Below are 19,775 nucleotides of genomic sequence, written 5' to 3' on the forward strand. Positions count from 1 at the left end.
CTCTCTCGCGACTATGCGGGGAGCTCGACCACGCGCGTCCCCGCAGTCTTGACCTCGGCGACGCCGCCGGTGAGGCCCGCGACCGCGGAGGTGAGGGCGCCGTCGTCGTTCGTCGCCAGGACGAGGGTCACCTGCTCGGCGTAGGCGACGTCGTCGACGGCGAAGCCCAACGCGCGCAGCTCGGACTCCACGCGGCCGGCGTCGGCGTGGGCGAGCGAGACCGCGTGGAGGCGCGTCTCGCGCTGCACCACCACCGGTGCCACCTCCAGTGCCGAGCGGACGGCGTCGGAGTACGCCCGTACCAGTCCGCCGGTGCCGAGCTTCACCCCGCCGAAGTAACGGACGACGACGGCGGCGAGGTCGACCAGCCCGCTCCCGCGCAGCACCTCGAGCATCGGCATGCCGGCGGTGCCGGCCGGCTCGCCGTCGTCGGAGGACCGCTCGACGAGGTTCGCCCCAGGGGCGCGGACGACGAAGGCGGAGCAGTGGTGCCGGGCGTCGGGGAAGGCGTGCCGTGCGTCGTGGACCAGCGCGCGCGCCGCGGCCTCGTCGTCGGCGCGGCGCAGCCACGTGAGGAAGCGCGAGCGGCGGATCTCCAGCTCGGTCGCGGTGGTCACGCCGCCGGCAAGGGTGCGAACATCCATGGTGAGGCCATTGTGGACGCCCCGGAGGGGGCAATGTCACACCCGGCCGTAGCGTCCGGCATTGGACCCGGACGCCTGCGCCGTGGCACGCTATACGACGGCAATCGTCTCGACCACGAAAGGAGCGGCAGGGCAGATGGCAGTTCCGAAGCGCAAGATGTCCCGTAGCAACACCCGCTCTCGCCGGTCCCAGTGGAAGGCGGAGCCCACCACGCTCCAGACCGTCCGCGTCCAGGGCCGCGAGATCCAGGTGCCCCGGCGCCTGGCGAAGGCCTACCAGAAGGGCCTGGAGTTCGCAGACTGATCGCGTACTCACGCGTCGACGGCCGTCACCCCTCGGGGTGGCGGCCGTCTCGCGTTCCGGCCCCGTGCCGCTCGAGCCAGCCGAGGACGTCGCGCGGCACGTCGCTGCTCGAGATCGTCGCCACGTGGCCGCGTCCCGGATACGTGACGAGCGTGCTGCCGGCGATGCCGGCCGCGGTCTGCCGGACGGTGTCGAGGGAGAAGAACCGGTCCTCCTCCCCGGCGAGGAGCAGGACCGGCGCGGTGATCCGCCCGAGCGCGTCGTACCCGTCGAAGGAGCGCTCGGCGTCGGACTCGACGAGCAGGTCGCCCGGCGGCGTGGCCGACCCGGTGAAGAGCCTGCCCACCGCCCGCCCGAGGAGGCGGCGCAGTCGGGCGTGACGAGGGGCTGGCAGGACGTACTCGAGGAAGACGGCCCCGGCCTCCGCGTCGCGGCCCTCGGCACGCAGGCGTGCCCAGCGGGCGTCCACCTCCGTGCCCCACTCCTCGACCTGCGCCGCCGCGCCGACGAGGACGACCGAACCCACGACGTCGGCGTGGTCGGCGGCGAGGTGCAGAGCGACGAGCCCGCCGTAGGACTGCCCGAGCACGACGTCGGCTGTGCCGCCCATCTCCTCGCGGACGAAGCGGGCGTGGTCGGTGGCCATGTCGGCCACCGTGTGACCCGGGGGCATGTGCCTGGGCCGGGTGACGGCCCAGACGGTGAACCCGGCATCGACGAAGGGTCGCAGCTCGCGCTCGCTGAGCCGGCCCATGAGGCCCTCGGGCAGGTCGCTCCCGGGGCCGCCGGGGATGCTGAGCAGGGAGCGCGGACCGTCGCCGAGGACGAGGAACTCCATCCCGCCGGCCGACGTGCCGGTGCGGCGGGGGAGCGGCGGACTGCTCGGGCGTGCCGCGGCGATGACGCCGCCGGCGACGGCGGCCAGGACGGCGCCCACCGCCAGCTGTCTGCGAGCGGTCACGGGCCACCTCCTGGAGGGGCGCACCTGCGCTGGTGCGTGGAGCGGGTGACCAGAATCGAACTGGCACCATCTGCTTGGAAGGCAGAGGCTCTACCATTGAGCTACACCCGCGGGCGCGCCGGTCTCCCGGCGTGCAGACCCGAGTGTAACGCGCCGGGCGGCTTCCCCTACAATCGCACTCGCGGCCACCGGCCGACCGGGATGTAGCGCAGCTTGGTAGCGCATCCGCTTTGGGAGCGGAAGGTCGCAGGTTCGAATCCTGTCATCCCGACCCCCTGCCTGCGGCGGACGTCACGCCCCCGGGCTCCCGCGCCGTCGCGGGCCAGCGCAGCCGTGCTCTACGATGGAACGCGCCTGTGCGCACGTCCGTCTGCCTCGGTTCGCGAACGCACAGCACCCGCACTTCCCCCGCGCGGGGGCGTCCCATGGAACCGAAGAGTGGAGAGCATCGCAGTGAAGAGCGCCGTCGAGACCCTTGAGCCCACCCGGGCCAAGCTCACCGTCGAGGTGTCGTACGAGGAGCTCAAGCCGAGCATCGACCACGCCTACTCGCACATCGCCGAGCAGGTGAACGTGCCCGGGTTCCGCAAGGGCAAGGTCCCCGCCCGCATCATCGACCAGCGCGTCGGTCGTGCCGCCGTCATCGAGCACGCCGTCAACGACGCGCTGCCCGGCCTGTACCGCGACGCCGTCGCTGAGACCGGCATCAAGCCGCTCGGCCAGCCCGAGGTCGACGTCACCGAGGTCCCCAACCTCACCGGCGCGGTCGGTGGCCAGCTCACCTTCACCGCCGAGGTGGACGTGCGCCCCGAGATCACCCTGCCCGACCTGTCCACCTACGAGATCACCGTCGACTCCGTCGAGGTGACCGACGAGGACGTCGAGCAGCGTCTCGAGTCCCTGCGGGAGCGCTTCGGCACGCTCGTGGGCGTGGATCGCACGGCGGCCGACGGCGACTTCGTCTCCATCGACCTCAAGGCCACCGTGGGCGAGGAGGAGGTCGACTCCGTCACCGGCACCTCCTACCAGGTCGGCGCCGGCACGATGCTCGAGGGCATGGACGAGGCCATCACCGGCCTGTCCGCCGGCGAGAGCACCACCTTCACCACCACCCTCGTGGGGGGCGAGCGCGCCGGTGAGGAGGCCGAGGTCACCGTCACCGTCAACAGCGTCAAGGAGCGTGAGCTCCCCGCCGCCGACGACGAGTTCGCCGAGCTCGCCTCCGAGTTCGACACGATCGACGAGCTGCGTGCCGACCTGCGAGAGCAGGTCGGCAAGGACAAGAACTCGAACCGCGCCGTGGCCGCCCGCGACCAGCTCCTCGAGCGCCTGCGCGGCGAGATCGAGTTCCCGCTGCCGAAGAACGCCGTCGACGCCGAGATCAAGGCGCACCTCGAGGCCGAGGGCAAGACCGAGGACGACCCGCACGGCGAGGAGGTCCGCGAGGACACCGAGAAGGCCATGCGCGACCAGTTCATCCTCGACGAGCTGGCCCAGGCGCTGGAGGTGCAGGTCGGGCAGAACGAGCTCCTCGAGTTCCTCCTGTCCACCTCCCGTCAGTACGGCATGGACCCCAACGAGTTCATCCAGTCCGCCGGCCAGGCGGGCCAGATCCCGATCTTCGCCGGTGAGCTCGCGCGCAACAAGGCGCTGGCCGTGGCCCTGCGCAAGGTCAAGGTCGTCGACGGCGAGGGCAAGGACGTCGACCTCAGCGACTTCATCGGCTCCGACGACGACGACGCCGCGGCGGCCCTCGCCGAGGCCGCCGCCGTCGCGGACGCCGCCGAGCCGGCCGCCGAGAGCGCCGAGTCCGGGGAGAGCGCGGACAGCGCCGACTCCGGCGAGAGCGCAGACTCGGGCGACAGCGCCGACTCGGCCGACAGCGCCGAGTCCGCGCCCAGCGCCGACTGACTCGACCATCCGCAGGGCGGTGCCGACACGGCGCCGCCCTGCGGCGTACCCGGGCCGGCCAGGTGCGCCAACAGCGAAAACACCCGTGAGGCGGCAGAGATGGGCCGCGGGCGGGGTTAGTGTCCTAAGAACATCGCCGCACGGCGGGTCCCCACGACCGCCGGTGCCCCGGACGACCAATGGGAGCGTGTACGTGAGCCACCAGCCTCGAGGTGCCCACGAGGGCAACAGCCTCGGCCTCAGCGACTCGATCTACCAGCGTCTCCTCAAGGAGCGCATCATCTGGCTCGGCACGGAGGTGCGTGACGACAACGCCAACGCCATCTGCGCGCAGATGCTCCTGCTCGCGGCGGAGGACCCCGAGCGCGACATCTTCCTCTACATCAACTCCCCTGGTGGTTCGGTGACGGCCGGCATGGCCATCTACGACACCATGCAGTACGTCCAGCCGGACGTCGCGACCGTCGGCATGGGCATGGCCGCCTCGATGGGGCAGTTCCTCCTCTCCTCCGGTGCCAAGGGCAAGCGCTACGCCACCCCCCACGCCCGCGTCATGATGCACCAGCCCTCCGGCGGCATCGGCGGCACCGCCACCGACATCCGGATCAACGCCGAGCTCATCCTCCACATGAAGCGTGTGCTGGCCGAGATCACCGCCGAGCAGACCGGCAAGACGGTCGAGCAGATCAACCGGGACGCCGACCGTGACCGCTGGTTCACCGCGCCCGAGGCGATGGAGTACGGCTTCGTCGACCACGTCGTCGAGTCCGCTGCCTCCGTCTCCGGTGGCGGCGGGACGACCGGCAAGTAGCGGACCACGACGACCACCCAGGAGCATCAGTGAGCATCGAATCCCAGTTCATGGCCCGCGCCGGACGCCTTGACGGCTCCGCCCTCGCCGGAGGTCTCGCACCTGCCGCGCCGTCCGCGCGGTACGTGCTGCCCCAGTACGAGGAGCGCACCGCCTACGGGTACAAGCGCCAGGACCCCTACACCAAGCTCTTCGAGGACCGCATCATCTTCCTCGGCGTGCAGATCGACGACGCGTCGGCCGACGACGTCATGGCCCAGCTCCTCGTCCTGGAGAGCTCGGACCCCGACGGCCTCATCACGCTGTACATCAACTCGCCCGGTGGCTCCTTCACGGCGCTCACCGCGATCTACGACACGATGCAGTTCATCAAGCCGCAGATCCAGACCGTCTGCCTCGGCCAGGCGGCCTCCGCCGCGGCCGTGCTGCTCGCGGCCGGCTCGCCCGGCAAGCGGCTGGCGCTGCCGAACTCGCGCGTCATGATCCACCAGCCGGCGGTCCAGGGCGGCGGCTACGGCCAGGCCTCGGACATCGAGATCCAGGCCCGGGAGATCCTGCGGATGCGCGAGTGGCTCGAGGAGACCATCGCCTTCCACTCCGGCAAGCCGGTCGACCAGGTACGCGAGGACGTCGAGCGTGACAAGATCCTCACGGCCGCCGAGGCCCTCGAGTACGGCCTGGTCGACCAGGTCCTCGAGTCCCGCAAGGCGCAGGTTCCCGCGATCACCGCGTGAGCCACCCCCGCCGGCCGGGCACCTGCCCGGCCGGCGGACCCGTGTCCGGGGGACGTCCGCGTATCGCCCGACACACCACGGCCCGGTGACAAGACACGTGGGCCCGTCATGGTGTCCAATGGACAGTGACCCCACCGGTGAAGAGGAGTGAGCATGGCACGGAGTGCTGAGGGTACTGACCTGCTCAAGTGCTCCTTCTGTGGCAAGAGCCAGAAGCAGGTGAAGAAGCTCATCGCCGGTCCGGGGGTGTACATCTGCGACGAGTGCATCGACCTGTGCAACGAGATCATCGACGAGGAGTTCGCCGAGGCCAGCGAGCTCGGTCTGGTCGACCTCCCCAAGCCGCGCGCCATCTTCGACTTCCTCGAGCAGTACGTCGTCGGCCAGGAGCCCGCCAAGCGCTCCCTCGCCGTCGCCGTCTACAACCACTACAAGCGGGTCCAGGCCGCCGAGAAGACCCCCGCCGCCGACGACGTCGTCGAGCTGGCCAAGTCCAACATCCTTCTCATCGGCCCCACGGGGACTGGCAAGACCTACCTCGCCCAGACGCTGGCGAAGATGCTCAACGTGCCCTTCGCCATCGCCGACGCGACGGCGCTCACCGAGGCCGGGTACGTCGGTGAGGACGTCGAGAACATTCTCCTCAAGCTCATCCAGGCCGCCGACTTCGACGTCAAGAAGGCCGAGAAGGGCATCATCTACATCGACGAGATCGACAAGATCGCCCGCAAGAGCGAGAACCCGTCGATCACGCGCGACGTCTCCGGTGAGGGCGTGCAGCAGGCGCTGCTCAAGATCATCGAGGGCACCCAGGCCTCGGTGCCGCCGCAGGGCGGGCGCAAGCACCCCCACCAGGAGTTCCTCCAGATCGACACGTCGAACGTCCTGTTCATCGTGGCCGGCGCCTTCGCCGGGCTCGAGGACATCATCACCTCCCGCATCGGTCGCAGCGGCATCGGCTTCGGTGCCACGCTGCGCTCCACCGAGGTGGACGTGGACCCCTTCTCCGAGGTGCGGCCCGCCGACCTCCACAAGTTCGGGCTCATTCCCGAGTTCGTCGGCCGCCTGCCGATCGTCACGACTGTCTCCCCGCTGGACCGCGGCGCGCTCATCAAGATCCTCACCGAGCCGCGCAACGCGCTGGTGCGCCAGTACCAGCGGATGTTCGAGATCGACGGCGTGGAGCTGGAGTTCACCGAGGACGCCCTCGATGCGATCGCCGACCTCGCCCTCCTGCGGGGGACCGGCGCCCGCGGCCTGCGCGCCATCATGGAGGAGATCCTGCGCGAGACGATGTTCGACGTCCCCAGCCGCGACGACGTCGAAAAGGTCGTCATCACGGGCGAGGTCGTCCAGCAGAACGTCAATCCCACGCTCGTGCCGCGCGAGAAGAAGCGCCGTCCGCCTCGTGAGAAGAGCGCCTGACACACCTGCGATGAGGTGCGGGCCCGCGTTTCGTGGACCACAGTAGACAGCACTGCACGCGAGACGAGTGAGGTGCTGTCACATGCAGATCGACTGGCTCACGAGCCTGGTTCCCAGTGGCGACGACGTCGTCACCGTCACCTTCGACGCGACGCGCGAGTCGGAGAACGGCTACCAAGCCGTGCTCACCCGATGGCGCGACTTGCGCCGCACGCTGGAGGGCCGAGGCGTGAGCGCCCCCACCCTCGACCACGTCGAGGAACAGGTGCGCGTCCCCACCCACGTCCCCGGCAAGCACGGTCGCGCGATCGTGGCGGGTCCGGAGGGCGTCGTCATCGACCGGGTGCTGCCCGAACCGCCGTCCGACGACACCGGGGTCGTGGGCCTCGACGCCGTGTCGCTGGCCAAGGTCGCGGACGGCACCGTCGCCTACCTGCTGGCCGAGATCGACCGCACGGGGGCCGATCTCACCCTGCAGAGGCACGCCGCCTTCGAGTACGAGGCAGGGGGCGACGAGCTGGACAGCGTGGAGGGCGACCAGGACGTCATCAACAAGGTACGCCGTGCCGGGATGGCGACCCGACGCCTGCAGGCCCGCGCCGAGGACTCCTGGGAGCGCAACGCGGAGACCGTCGCCGTGGAGCTGGACCGGATCGTCACCGAGCGCCGGCCCGAGCTGCTGCTCCTCACCGGCGACGTCCGGGCCGTCGCGCTCGTGCGCGAGCGGCTGGGTGCGGAGGCCGGGGCGATCGCCACGGTGCTCGAGGGCGGCTCGCGCGCCGCCGGCGTCAACGAGCAGGCCTTCGAGCGCAAGCTGCACGAGGCGCTGGAGATCTTCCGGGTGCGCCGCCGCGAGGACGTGCTCGACCGCTTCCGCCAGGAGGAGGGCCGGGACGGGACGGCGACGCAGAGCGTCGACGACGTCGTCGCCGCGCTCTCCCGCGGCCAGGTTGCCGAGCTGCTCCTGCGGGAGGACACCACGGGGCGCAACTCCCAGCTGCGGCTCCGCAGCCTCTGGGCCGGGGACGGGGCCCTCGAGATCGCCACGACCCCCGCCCTCGTCGCCGATCTCGGTGTCAGCGAGCCGCGGGAGGTGCGCGCCGACCTCGCGATCGGCCGGGCCGCCGCGGAGCAGGCGGCAGGTGTGACGATCGTCGACGAGGCAGCCGCCGAGCTGGTCGACGGCGTCGGTGCACTGCTCCGGTGGCGGGACGCCTCGACCCCGAGCGAGCACGCCTACAAGGTGAGCGGGGACAACGCCCGCTCCTGACCCCGACCGGCGGCGCCGTCCCACGGGGGCGGCGCCGTCGGCGTGTCCAGTGACGTTCTCGTCAGGTCCGACGGACAACCGGCTCGGTGCGTGGGCCTGCGTCGAGCCAAGCCCGTCGCTCGCCCCGGACGGCCGCTCGAGAGGCGAGGGCCCATCCCCACGCGAGCGGCAGCAGCGCGTTGCCCAGGGACGTCACGGTCGTGATGGCGAGCATCAGGGGGAGGAAGAGCACGAGGAGAACCGCGGTCGTCCGCGGCCGGAACCCGCGACGCAGCAGGAGCGTCCCGAGGGCGATCCCACTGCGGGCGATGACCAGGGCAGCGGCGATGCCGACGAGGAACATCTGGTCGGTCCACGGGGTGAAGTACTCGCCGACGACGGACACCGTCATCGTCACGTAGCCGACCAGCGCCAGATCATCGCCTCGGGCAGCGGGGCACGGGTGGTGATGCTCACGACCTTCGACATGGACGAGTACGTCTTCGCCGCCCTGCGGGCCGGCGCGAGCGGGTTCCTCCTCAAGGACGTGCAACCCGAGCTGCTCGTCTCCGGTATCCGTGCGGTGCGTGCCGGTGAGTCGCTGCTCGCACCGACCGTGACGCGACGCATGATCGAGCTGTTCCTCCAGCGGCCGCGGCCGGTCGACGTCGAGGCCCGAGCGAACCTCGCGACGCTGACCGCCCGCGGGTACGAGACCCTGCGGATGCTGGCGCGAGGACTGACGAACGCGGAGATGGCCGCGGAGATGTTCGTGTCGGAGACCACGGTGAAGACACACGTCGGCCGGGTGCTCATGAAGCTGGCGCTGCGCGACCGGGTGCAGGCGGTGATCTACGCCTACGAGACAGGCGTCGTCCCCGGCCCGGACGTGTGACACCGCCGGTGAGAGCCGGAGCCAGCGGCTCGGCGTCCACGGCACGGCCACGCAGCCGTCGCGCGGGACCTTGCCCCTAGGATCGGCCCATGAGCGAGACCATCCCGGCCGAGCTGGCACGCGCCCGCGGCACGATCGACAACATCGACGCCGCCCTCATCCACCTGCTCGCCGAGCGCTTCAAGTGCACCCAGCGGGTGGGGCACATCAAGGCCGACCTCGGGCTGCCGGCGTCGGACCCCGGCCGTGAGGCCGAGCAGATCCGGCGCCTGCGCGCGCTCGCCGAGGACGCCGGGCTGGACCCGGTCTTCGCCGAGAAATTCCTGTCCTTCATCGTCGAGGAAGTCATCCGCCACCACGTCGCGACGGCGGAGTCCCGCCAGGCCGACTGACCCCCCACCCTCCCGCATATGCGCAAAAATCACGGCCGTCGCGAAGCAGCGGCCGTGATTTTTCCGCATATGCGGGGGATGGAGGTGAGGTGCCTCAGGTGCCGTAGATGGCGTTGACTTCTGCCTCGAAGGCTATTAGGACCTTGGCGCGCTTCACTTTTTGGCTGGGGGTGAGGTAGCCGTTCTCCATGGTGAAGTCGGTCGTGAGGACGTTGATCTTGCGGATCGACTCGGCCCGGGAGACCGCCTCGTTGGCGCGCGTGACCGCGCGGTCGAGGGCTGCGAGCACCCGCTCGTCCGTGGCGGCCTGCTCGACGTTCATCGCGGGCAGGTCGTGGTTGGAGAGCCAGCCGGGCAGCATGTCCTCGTCGAGCGTCACGAGCGCGCCGATGAAGGGACGCCCGTCGCCGACGACGACGACCTGGGAGACCAGCGGGTGACCCCGCAGCCGGTCCTCGAGCAGCGCGGGCGCGACGTTCTTGCCGCCGGCCGTCACGATGATCTCCTTCTTGCGGCCGGTGATGCGCAGGTAGCCGTCGGAGTCGAGCTGGCCGAGGTCGCCGGTGACGAACCAGCCGTCCTCGGTGAAGGCCTCCGCCGTCGCCTCGGCGTTGTCGTGGTACCCCCGGAAGACGTGGTCGCCCTTGACGAGCACTTGTCCGTCGTCGGCGATCGCCACGCGTGTGCCCGGGTACGGCGGGCCAACCGTGCCGATCTTCGTGAGGCCGGGACGGTTGACGGTGGTGGGGGCGCCGACCTCGGTGAGCCCGTAACCCTCGAGGACGCCGACGCCGATCCCGCGGAAGAAGTGGCCCAGCCGCTCGCCCAGGGGGCCGCCACCGGAGATCGCCCACGACAGGTTCCCGCCCATGGCGGCGCGGATCTTCCCGTAGACGAGGCGGTCGGCCAGCGCGCGCTGCGCCTTGAGCGCTGCGGTGGGTCCGCCGTCGGACTCCAGGGCCCGCGAATAGGTGATCGCGACCTTTGCGCCCCAGCGGAAGATGCGCTGCTTCGCACCGGCACCCGCCTTGGCGTCGGCCGAGTTGTACACCTTCTCGAAGACGCGCGGGACGGCGAGGAGGAACGTCGGCTTGAAGGCATCGAGGTCCGCGACGAGGTTCTTCGCATCCGGCACGTGGCCCATCGTCGCGCCGGAGTAGACGCACAGGATCTGGACGAAGCGCGCGAAGACGTGCGCGATCGGCATGAACAGCAGGGTCCGCTTGTCCGTGCCGCGGACGACGCCGGAGAAGTTCGGGTCGTCGCTGCCGTTGACGACGAGGCTGACGAAGTTCCCGTGCGTCAGCTCGACGCCCTTGGGCCGTCCGGTGGTGCCGGAGGTGTAGATGATCGTCGCGAGGCTCGACATGTCGGCGGCCTCGGCGCGCTCGGTGACCCGTTCGGCAGGGACGTCCGTGCCGCGACCGATGACGGTCTCGATGGCGTTCTCGTCCAGGACGAGCACCCGCTCGAGGTGCTCGAGCCGCTCCACCATGGGCTGGAGCATCGCCGCCATCCCGCGGGTCTCGGCGAAGACGACGCGGGCACCGCAGTTCGACACGATCCACTCGGCCTGGTCGGCGGAGGAGGTCTCGTAGATCGGCACAGGCACGGCGCCGGCGGACCAGGCCGCGAAGTCGAGCAGCGACCACTCGTAGCTCGTGTGCGCCATGATCGCCACGCGGTCACCGACCTCCACGCCCAGGCCGATGAGGCCCTTGGCGACGGCGGTGACCTCCTCGGCGAAGGTCCGCACGCTCACCGGGACGAACTTCGTGCCCAGGGAGGACTTGCGCTCGAAGATGACGCCGGCGGGGTCGCGGGCCAGCCGGTCGGCCAGCACCCAGGGCAGGGACATGTGCGGCTCGAGCCGCCCGACCCCGGGCGTGCTCGCCTCGGGACGCTGCTCGTTCATCGGTCGATCCTCTCCCCGGGAGTGGCTCCCGGGTGCTCGGTCGTGCGGCGACGGGCGCGCGGGGCACGCCCGTCGCGGGGGCTGGTCAGCGCGTCTTGGCCGGGGGCTCGTCCAGCTCGTGGGCGCCGACGACGGCGTCCTCGAGGTCGGCGCGGCCCATGACCTCGAGGTCACCGCGCACCCGGCCCGCGGCGCGCAGGTCGGCGAGCGCGTGGCCGATGCGGTCGACGTCGGAGGAGGGCAGCTCCAGACGCACCCGGGCGAAGGTCGTCCGCTGGGACACCTTCGCCTCGGACTTCACCTTCCGCAGGGCCGCGAGGGCCTTGCCGGTGGCGTGGAGGAGCGCGGGGTCGGCGTCGGTCACGGCCTGGCGCAGCGGCGCGGCCGAGGGCCACGCAGCCGCGTGCACCGACCCGCTGCGCCACCAGCTCCACACCTCCTCGGTCGCGAAGGGCAGGAACGGGGCGAGCAGCCGCAGGACGACGTCGGTGGTGATCGCCAGCGCGGTCCGCGCCGAGGCGACCTCGGTGGGCGTGTACCCGTTCGCGGTGGAGCCGTAGGCGCGGTCCTTGACGAGCTCGAGGTAGTCGTCGCAGAAGGTCCAGAAGAAGGTCTCGGTCAGCTCCAGGGCGCGGGTGTGGTCGTAGCGCTCCAGCGCCGTCGTCGCGCTCTCGACGACGTCGGCCAGCCCGGCGAGGAGCGAGCGGTCCAGCGGCTCGGTGACCGCGGCGACGTCGAGGCTCGCCGGGGTGTCCCCGCCCATGGTGAGCGCGAACCTCGAGGCGTTGAGGACCTTGATCGCCAGGCGGCGGCCGATCTTCATCTGGCCGGTGTCGAAGGCCGCGTCGGTGCCCAGGCGCGCCGAGGCCGCCCAGTAGCGGACGGCGTCGGCGCCGTGCTCCTGGAGCAGGCCGAGCGGCGTGACGACGTTGCCCTTGGACTTGGACATCTTCTTGCGGTCCGGGTCCAGGATCCAGCCGGAGATCGCGGTATCGCGCCACGGCAGGGAGTCGAACTCCAGGTGCGCGCGGACCATCGTGGAGAACAGCCACGTACGGATGATGTCCTGGCCCTGGGGGCGCAGGTCCATGGGGAAGACTCGGGAGAAGAGGTCCTCGTCGCGCAGCCAGCCGCCGGCGATCTGCGGGGTGAGCGAGGAGGTGGCCCAGGTGTCCATGATGTCGACCTCGCCGACGAAGCCGCCCGGCTTGCCGCGCTGGTCCTCGGTGTAGCCCGCCGGGACGTCGGTGCTCGGGTCGAGCGGGAGCAGGTCCTCCGACGGCGTGAGCACGAGCTCGTGGTCGACGTCGCCGTTCTCGTCGACGGCGTACCAGACCGGGATCGGGACGCCGAAGAAGCGCTGGCGGGAGATGAGCCAGTCGCTGTTGAGGCCCTCGACCCAGTTGGTGTAGCGCACCCGCATGAAGTCGGGGTGGAAGCCCAGCTCGCGGCCGCGCTCGAGGAGTCCCTCGCGCAGGTCGCGGCCCTGGGAGTCGGTGCCGGGACGGCCGCCGTTGCGGATGTACCACTGGCGCGAGGTGACGATCTCGAGCGGCTTGTCGCCCTTCTCGAAGAAGTTCGTCTTGCGCTGGGTGGCGACCGGCTCGCCGTCGAGGTCGCCGCTGGTGCGCAGCGCGTCGACGATCTCCTTGCGGGCGGTGAAGGTCGTCCTCCCGGCCAGGGACTGCTCCCACAGCTCGACGGCGGCGGGCTGGGCGACCCACTCCGGCGCCTCGGCCAGGAGACGGCCGTCGCGGCGGACGACCGGGCGGGTGGGCAGGTCGAGCTCGCGCCACCACTGGACGTCGGTGAGGTCACCGAAGGTGCAGCACATCGCGATGCCCGCGCCCTTGTCCATCTCGGCGGCCGGGTGGGCGAGCACCGGGACCTCGACCTCGAAGAGGGGGGAACGGACCGTGGTGCCGAACAGCGGCTGGTAGCGCTCGTCATCGGGGTGGGCGATGAGGGCGACGACGGCGGGCAGCAGCTCCGGGCGCGTCGTCTCGATGTGGACCTTGCCGTCCGTCACCTGCTCCAGGTCGGCGCCGGCGGCCGGGTCGGTGAGGTGGAAGGCGACCCGGTGGTAGTGGCCCGGGTAGTCGCGCGCCTCGAGCTCGGCCTGGGCGACGGCGGTCTGGAAGGTGACGTCCCACAGGCCCGGAGCGGCGGCCTGGTAGGCCTCGCCGCGGGCGAGGTTGCGCAGGAACGCGGCCTGCGCGACGAGCTGGGACTCGCGCCCGATGGTCTGGTAGTGCAGCGACCAGTCCACGCTCAGGCCGAGGTGACGCCACAGCGCCTCGAACTGCTTCTCGTCCTCCTGGGTGAGGCGCTCGCACAGCTCGACGAAGTTACGACGGGAGATGGGCTGCTGGTCGGCCGCCTTGACGCTCTTGCCCTCACCGCCGTCGTGCGGGGGCACGAAGTCCGGCACGTAGGGAAGCGTGGGGTCCACGCGCACGCCGTAGTAGTTCTGCACGCGGCGCTCGGTGGGCAGGCCGTTGTCGTCCCAGCCCATCGGGTAGAAGACGCGCTTGCCGGTCATCCGCTTGTAGCGGGCCACGACGTCGGTGTGCGTGTAGGAGAACACGTGGCCCACGTGGAGGGAGCCGGAGACCGTGGGCGGCGGGGTGTCGATCGAGTAGACCTGCTCGCGGGTGGCGGTGCGGTCAAAGGCGTAGGTGCCCTGCTCGGCCCAGCGCTCGTCCCACCTCTCCTCCAGGCCGTCGAGGCTGACCTTGTCCGGGACGGACGAGGTGGGCAGCGGGGCGGCGGGGGTGGGGTCGTGCGCGTCGGTCATGGGACCAGATTGTTCCACGCTCCCAGGAGAGCCGGGCTGCCCCGTCCGTGTCGGTGAGGCGTTGTAGAGTGACGCCCGTCATGAACTGCACGTCCATGGGGGTACTCGTGTCTGTTGTCCACCCGTCCTCGTCTGTCACCCGTTGGCTCACCGCGGCGGGCGCGGCGCTCGCGGCCACCGGCCTCGTCGCTGCCGGCCTGCTCGGCCCCGCAGCCCCGGCGGACGCCGCGGTGCCGGTCGATGAGATCGTCCCACCGCCGCAGGAGGCGGCCATGCACGGGGCGGAGGTGGACCTCTCCGGCGAGGTGACGATCGTCGCTGCCGAGGACATCGACACCGTCGCGCTCGCGGCGCTCGAGGAGCTCGTCACCGGGGTGGGCGGCAGCCCGACGGTGACCGACACGGCACCGGATGCGGGCGTCGCCGTCCACCTCGGAGCGGGCACCACGGACGTCGAGGCGATGCTGGACGTCCTCGGGGTGGAGGGCACCGACACGCTGCCGTCCGAGGGCTACGTGCTCGCCACGGGTGACGTTGACGGCGTGCGCACGCTGGTCCTCGCGGGAGCCGACGCCCGTGGCACCTACTACGCGACCCAGACGCTGCGCCAGGTGGTGAGCGACGGTGTCGTGCCGGCGCTACGCGTGCGGGACTACCCGCTCATGCCGATCCGCGGCGCGATCGAGGGCTTTTACGGCATCCCGTGGTCCCACGAGGCACGCCTGGACCTGCTCGAGTTCTCCGGGGCGCACAAGCTCAACACCTACATCTACACGCCCAAGGACGACCTCCTGCTGCGCGCCCAGTGGCGCGAGCTCTACGAGGGCGAGGAGCTCGAGCGCATGGCCGAGCTCGTCGAGCAGGCGGGCGAGCACCACGTCGACTTCACCTTCGCGCTGTCCCCGGCCAATGACATGTGCTACTCCTCCGACGAGGACTACAAGGCGACGATCGCCAAGTTCGAGCAGCTCCGGGACCTCGGCGTGGACTCCTTCTACGTCGCGCTCGACGACATCCCGCTGACCTTCCACTGCGACGCCGACCGTGAGCGCTACCCGAACGAGGGCAACTGGTACTGGCTCGCGGACGCGCAGACCGACTACCTCAACCGCATCCAGACCGAGTGGATCGAGCCCAACGGGCTGCAGGACCTGCAGACCGTGCCGACGAACTACGCAGGTTCCGGCGAGGACCCCTACAAGGGCCGCTTCGGTGACCGCCTCGACGAGGACGTCCGCGTCCAGTGGACGGGCGAGGGTGTCTTCTCCGACACCATCACGGTGGAGTCCGTGCAGCGTGCCTCGCAGAGCTACCGCACCGACCACCTGTACATCTGGGACAACTTCCCGGTGAACGACGGGCGGCGCGACCGACTCTTCCTCAACCCGCTCACCGGCCGTGACCCGTACCTCTACGAGCACATCGACGGTTTCACCTCCAACCCGATGATCCAGCCGTACGCCTCGTGGCCGGCGCTGGCCAACTACGCCGACTACACGTGGAACGGCCCGGCCTACGACGCCGAGGCCTCGATGGCCGCCGTGCTGCGCGAGCTTGCCGGGTCGGACGCCACCGTGCGTGAGGCGCTCACCGCCTTTGCGGACCTCAACCAGTTCTGGCCCTACCCGGCGGACCGGGAGGGGCAGGAGCGCGCTCCGGAGCTCAGCGCCGACATCGCGGCGTTCTGGAGGGCGTACGAGGCCGGGGACGACGACGGTGAGGAGGCGCTCGCAGACCGGCTCGCCGTGATCGGGGCGCTGCCCGAGACCCTGCCGCAGATGGCGGAACCGGGCTTCGCGAGCGACGTCGAGCCCTGGGCCGCGGCGGCCGCGCAGTGGGCCACGGCGCTCGAGCGCGACGTCGACATGCTCGCCGCGGTGGCCGAGCGCCACGGCATCCCGGCAGCGGCGGCCTTCCTCGCCGCCCGCGAGCAGATCGAGCTCACGGACGAGGCGACGGTCGACGACCAGGGCGAGGACGGTGTCCTGCGTCCCGACGTCATCGTCCCCACGGTGGGGGACGGGGCGTTCGAGCAGTTCGACGCGGACGCCGTCGCCGCCTTCGCCGAGTGGCTCGGCGTCGAGCCCGCCCCGCCGGTCGTGGGCTACCCGGCAACGGCCACGAGCTCGATGGGCACCTACCAGGACTACGCCGTCGACCGCATGACCGACGGGGACCAGGAGTCGCTCTACTGGTCCAACGAGACAGCGCGGACCGGGGACTACGTCCAGGTCGACCTCGGGGAGCCGCGCGAGGTGGGGCGGGTCGCCGTGCACCAGGCCGACTCCGACAACGAGGGCGGGGACAGGTTCTCCGACGCCACCCTCCAGTACTCGCTCGACGGCGAGGAGTGGACGGACATCGAGGACTTCACCGACACGTCCGTCGCGGTCGCCGACCTCGACGAGCCGGTGACGGCCCGTTACGTCCGTCTCGTCGCGAACGCCGACAACTCCGGCGGTGCGTGGGTCAAGGTGCGCGAGTTCGTCGTCTCGGCAGCGTCCCCGGTCGAGACCAACCTGCCGAGCGCCGAGGGCGCGGGCGTGGGGCGGGCCTTCGACGGCGACCTCCTCACCGCCTACCGCGCCGCCGGTGCGCCGCAGGAGGGCGCCTTCGCCTCCGTGGTTTTCCCCGAGCCTCGGCCGGTCGGGTCGGTGACGGTCATCGGAACCGGGGCCGGCACGATCGAGGTGCTCGCCGAGGGGCAGTGGCAGGCGGTCGGCACCCTCGACGCCGACGTCGCCTTCCACGAGGCGGCCGTGGACCTCGGGACCGTGGAGGGCGTGCGGCTCGTGTTCGCGGCAGGCTCCCCGGCGCCGCTCATCCACGAGGTCATCACCCGCGAGGGCGGTCCGGTCGGGGAGGACCCGACGGAGGAGCCGAGCGAGGAGCCGACGGAGGAGCCGAGCGAGGAGCCCACGGCGGAGCAGCCCACGCCCACCGACCCGGTCACCGATCCAGGTGAGCCCACCGCGCCGGTCGGTGGCCCCGACCAGGGCGGGCGACTGCCCACGACGGGTGTCGCCGGCGCCGACCTCCTCCTCACGGCGGGGCTGGTCGCGCTGCTCGGTGGCCTGCTCCTGACGCTGGCCCACCGCCGCCGTCGAGCCTGAGCGCAGCGCCGGGGCCGTCCACGAACGGCCCCGGCGCTGCCGGCCGCGGTCGCGCAGGCGCCTGTCGGCCCTGAGAGACTGGCCCCATGGACCTCACGATCGGGTACGCGGCCGCGCTGGAGCAGTTCCACCCCACCGAGGTGGTCGAGATCAGTGCGCTGGCCGAGGAGCACGGGTTCTCCGGCGTCATGGCCGCCGACCACTTCCAGCCCTGGACGCCGTCGCAAGGTCAGGCCGCGTTCGTGTGGAACGTCCTCTCGGCGCTGGGCGAGCGCACGCGCGGGGACCTCGGCCCCGGTGTGACCGCCCCGACCTTCCGCTGGCACCCGGCGATGGTCGCCCAGGCCTCGGCCACTCTCGCGGCCATGTACCCGGGGCGGCACTGGCTCGGCCTGGGCTCGGGGGAGGCGCTCAACGAGCACGTCACCGCGAGCTACTGGCCCGAGGCGCCCGAGCGCATCAACCGGATGTTCGAGGCGATCGAGATCATCCGCAAGCTCTTCACCGCCTCGCTGGCCGGCAAGGACGCCAAGCACTCGGGCACCTTCTACAAGCTCGAGTCCACCCGGCTGTGGACGATGCCCGAGGAGGCACCGCCGATCTACGTCGCCACCGGAGGCCCGGTGACCGCGCGCCGCGCCGGCAAGCACGCCGACGGCCTCATCACCGTGGGTGCGCCGCTGGAGAAGATCTCCGGGCTCTTCGACAAGTTCACCTCCGGCGCGCGGGAGGTGGGCAAGGACCCCGAGACCATGCCCAAGATCCTCCAGCTGCACATGTCGTGGGCCGAGACGGATGAGGAGGCGCTCGCGAACGCCCTGGACCAGTGGCCCAACGGCGGGATGAAGTTCCCCAAGGCCGACATCCGCTCGCCCTTCGACTTCGCCGCCATGGCCAAGCTCGTGCGTCCCGAGGACTTCGAGGGGCGGATGGTCATCTCTGCCGACCCCGACGTCCACCGCGCGGAGATCCAGAAGTACGTCGACCTCGGCTTCGACCGGATTTACCTCCACAACGTCGGTCGCAACCAGCGTGAGTGGGTCGAGGTCTTCGGCCGCGACGTCCTGCCCAAGCTCGTCCGCTGATGCTGCTCGCCCAGGCCGTCGAGGGCCTGCCCCCGGTCACCGGCGGGGACGACCTCGCCGCCGTCGTCGCGCCCGCCCTCCGGGAGCTGGTCTGGCCCGACGGGAGCACCGGCGTCGCCGCGGGGGACGTCGTCGTCGTCGCGAGCAAGGTCATGGCCAAGGCCGAACGACGGCTCGTCGCCGCCCGGACCCGCGAGGAGCTCGAGGCGGCCATCGCCTCCCAGACGGTGCGGGTCGTGGCGGAGCGGCCGCGGCCGGACGGGTCGACGCTGCGGATCGTCGAGACCCCGCAGGGGCTGGTCATGGCCGCCGCGGGTGTCGACTCCTCCGACGTGCCGCTGGGGACCGCGCTGCTCCTGCCGGAGGACCCCGACGAGTCGGCGCGCCGGCTGCGCCGCGGGCTGGACGCCCGTCTGGGCGTGCGGCCGGGCGTCGTCGTCACCGACACCGTCGGCCGGCCGTGGCGCGAGGGCGTCGCGGACATCGCGATCGGCGCGGCCGGGGTCGTCGTCCTGCAGGACCACCGCGGCCGGCGCGACGGGTACGGCCGCGAGCTGCGGATGACGACGATCGCCGCCGCCGACGAGATCGCCGCGGCCGCCGAGCTCGTCAAGGGCAAGGCCGACGGGCGGCCGGTGGCCGTCGTGCGCGGCCTGACCCACCTCGTGACGACCGAGGACGGCGACGGCGCCCGCGTCCTCGCCCGGTCCGCCGCAGACGATCTCTTCCGTGAGGGCTCCGCCGAGGCCTACGCCCGCGGCCGGGCCGACGCCCAGGGCTGACCTGCGCCCCTGCCCCGACGCTCAGGGCTGGCCCCACCCCCGCGCCGACAGCCGGATTCCTCCGCCCGGCTCAGGGCCTGATCAGCACCTTGAGCGCCTCACGCGAGTCCATCAAGCGGTATGCCTCGGCGATCTCGCTCAGCGGGAGCTCGCGGTCGAAGACCCTGCCCGGCGCGATGGTGCCGTCGAGAACCTGGGGGAGGGCGGCCTCGATGTATGCCCGGATCGTGGCGGGCCCGCCGGTGAGCGTCGCATTCTTGGCGAACAGCGAGGTGAACCCGACCGGAGCCTCCTCGTACTGCGGCACCCCGACGCGGGAGATGACGTCACCGGGACGGACGATGCCGTAGGCCTGCTCGTAGGCCGGCATGTGGCCGACGGCCTCGATGACCACGTGGACGCCCCCACCGCCGGTGATGTCGAGGACCTTCGCGACGCCCTCCTCACCGCGTTCGGCGACGATATGGGTGGCCCCGAACTCACGGCCGAGGAAGGTACGGTCCTCGTGGCGACCCATGAGGATGATCGTGTCCGTGCCGTGCTGCTTGGAAGTGAGCACGGCCGACAGTCCGACGGATCCGTCGCCGATGACGGTGACGCTCCTGCCTGCCTCCACACCGCCCTTGTGCGCGGCGTGGTGCCCGGTCAGGTAGACGTCGGAGAGGGTGAGGAGCGAGGGCATGAGGGCCTCGTCGGTCCCGTCCGGGACGACGACCGCGGTGCCAGGCGCGGCGAGCGGGCACCGCTCCGGCCACGG

At 71.4% G+C, this 19,775-nt stretch carries 16 protein-coding genes, 2 tRNA genes and 1 pseudogene; 12 read left to right on the forward strand and 7 right to left on the reverse strand.

Annotated features, from left to right (window positions below):
* Positions 1-11: 11 nt before the first annotated feature.
* Entirely contained in the window at positions 12-644 is a 633-nt protein-coding gene (locus M3148_RS11900; protein ID WP_251304925.1) for an IMPACT family protein, read from the reverse strand.
* 136 nt (positions 645-780) lie between these two features.
* On the opposite strand from M3148_RS11900, the gene rpmF reads away from it, so the two are divergent.
* On the forward strand, positions 781-948 hold the full coding sequence (rpmF, locus tag M3148_RS11905) for a 50S ribosomal protein L32 (protein WP_110853715.1): 168 nt from the start codon (positions 781-783) through the stop codon (positions 946-948).
* Between the two features lie 25 nt (positions 949-973).
* On the opposite strand, the gene M3148_RS11910 is transcribed toward rpmF, so the two are convergent.
* Together M3148_RS11910 and M3148_RS11915 are read right to left on the reverse strand one after the other, a co-directional pair.
* Positions 974-1,909: an alpha/beta fold hydrolase gene (locus M3148_RS11910; protein ID WP_251304926.1), complete on the reverse strand. Its 936-nt coding sequence runs from the start codon at positions 1,907-1,909 to the stop codon at positions 974-976.
* Positions 1,910-1,946: 37 nt separating this feature from the next.
* Positions 1,947-2,020 (reverse strand) — tRNA-Gly (locus M3148_RS11915).
* An 86-nt stretch (positions 2,021-2,106) separates the two neighbouring features.
* Here M3148_RS11915 and M3148_RS11920 point away from each other — a divergent pair.
* From M3148_RS11920 to M3148_RS11945, 6 genes are all read left to right on the forward strand, one after another.
* Positions 2,107-2,180 (forward strand) — tRNA-Pro (locus M3148_RS11920).
* A gap of 167 nt (positions 2,181-2,347) precedes the next feature.
* A complete protein-coding gene (gene tig / locus M3148_RS11925; RefSeq protein WP_251304927.1) occupies positions 2,348-3,820 on the forward strand; it encodes a trigger factor in 1,473 nt (490 codons plus the stop codon).
* A 193-nt stretch (positions 3,821-4,013) separates the two neighbouring features.
* Positions 4,014-4,631, forward strand: coding sequence for an ATP-dependent Clp protease proteolytic subunit (locus M3148_RS11930; protein ID WP_251304928.1), 618 nt, complete (start codon positions 4,014-4,016; stop codon positions 4,629-4,631).
* A 29-nt stretch (positions 4,632-4,660) separates the two neighbouring features.
* Entirely contained in the window at positions 4,661-5,365 is a 705-nt protein-coding gene (locus tag M3148_RS11935) for an ATP-dependent Clp protease proteolytic subunit (protein ID WP_308203243.1), read from the forward strand.
* A 153-nt stretch (positions 5,366-5,518) separates the two neighbouring features.
* Positions 5,519-6,790, forward strand: a complete 1,272-nt coding sequence (gene clpX / locus M3148_RS11940) for an ATP-dependent Clp protease ATP-binding subunit ClpX (protein ID WP_251304929.1) — start codon at positions 5,519-5,521, stop codon at positions 6,788-6,790.
* Positions 6,791-6,872: 82 nt separating this feature from the next.
* Positions 6,873-8,060: a baeRF2 domain-containing protein gene (locus M3148_RS11945; protein ID WP_251304930.1), complete on the forward strand. Its 1,188-nt coding sequence runs from the start codon at positions 6,873-6,875 to the stop codon at positions 8,058-8,060.
* A gap of 61 nt (positions 8,061-8,121) precedes the next feature.
* Here the strand turns inward: M3148_RS11945 and M3148_RS11950 are convergent, their stop codons facing one another.
* Entirely contained in the window at positions 8,122-8,451 is a 330-nt protein-coding gene (locus tag M3148_RS11950) for a hypothetical protein (RefSeq protein WP_251304931.1), read from the reverse strand.
* Positions 8,452-8,508: 57 nt separating this feature from the next.
* Between M3148_RS11950 and M3148_RS11955 the strand changes: the two genes are divergently transcribed.
* Entirely contained in the window at positions 8,509-8,934 is a 426-nt protein-coding gene (locus M3148_RS11955) for a LuxR C-terminal-related transcriptional regulator (RefSeq protein WP_251304932.1), read from the forward strand.
* An 89-nt stretch (positions 8,935-9,023) separates the two neighbouring features.
* Entirely contained in the window at positions 9,024-9,326 is a 303-nt protein-coding gene (locus tag M3148_RS11960; RefSeq protein WP_251304933.1) for a chorismate mutase, read from the forward strand.
* 94 nt (positions 9,327-9,420) lie between these two features.
* On the opposite strand, the gene M3148_RS11965 is transcribed toward M3148_RS11960, so the two are convergent.
* Both M3148_RS11965 and valS read right to left on the reverse strand, forming a co-directional pair.
* Positions 9,421-11,241 carry an AMP-dependent synthetase/ligase gene (locus M3148_RS11965; RefSeq protein WP_251304934.1) on the reverse strand — a complete coding sequence of 607 codons (1,821 nt, stop codon included), beginning with the start codon at positions 11,239-11,241 and terminating at the stop codon, positions 9,421-9,423.
* Positions 11,242-11,326: 85 nt separating this feature from the next.
* Entirely contained in the window at positions 11,327-14,038 is a 2,712-nt protein-coding gene (valS, locus tag M3148_RS11970; protein ID WP_251304935.1) for a valine--tRNA ligase, read from the reverse strand.
* An 80-nt stretch (positions 14,039-14,118) separates the two neighbouring features.
* Between valS and M3148_RS11975 the strand changes: the two genes are divergently transcribed.
* From M3148_RS11975 to cofE, 3 genes are all read left to right on the forward strand, one after another.
* The gene (locus M3148_RS11975; protein WP_251304936.1) at positions 14,119-17,151 is read left to right on the forward strand and encodes a beta-N-acetylglucosaminidase domain-containing protein; all 3,033 of its coding nucleotides are present in this window, start codon (positions 14,119-14,121) and stop codon (positions 17,149-17,151) included.
* Between the two features lie 86 nt (positions 17,152-17,237).
* Positions 17,238-18,236, forward strand: a complete 999-nt coding sequence (locus tag M3148_RS11980) for a TIGR03557 family F420-dependent LLM class oxidoreductase (RefSeq protein ID WP_251304937.1) — start codon at positions 17,238-17,240, stop codon at positions 18,234-18,236.
* The gene (gene cofE, locus M3148_RS11985; RefSeq protein ID WP_251304938.1) at positions 18,236-19,018 is read left to right on the forward strand and encodes a coenzyme F420-0:L-glutamate ligase; all 783 of its coding nucleotides are present in this window, start codon (positions 18,236-18,238) and stop codon (positions 19,016-19,018) included. The genes M3148_RS11980 and cofE overlap by 1 nt, the downstream gene beginning before the upstream one ends.
* 70 nt (positions 19,019-19,088) lie before the next feature.
* Here cofE and M3148_RS11990 read toward each other — a convergent pair.
* A pseudogene (locus tag M3148_RS11990) lies at positions 19,089-19,748 on the reverse strand (zinc-binding dehydrogenase); the annotation flags it as partial.
* Between the last annotated feature and the right edge of the window lie 27 nt (positions 19,749-19,775).

This window comes from Georgenia satyanarayanai (assembly GCF_023715365.1).
GTDB classification, from domain to species: Bacteria; Actinomycetota; Actinomycetes; order Actinomycetales; family Actinomycetaceae; genus Oceanitalea; species Oceanitalea satyanarayanai_B.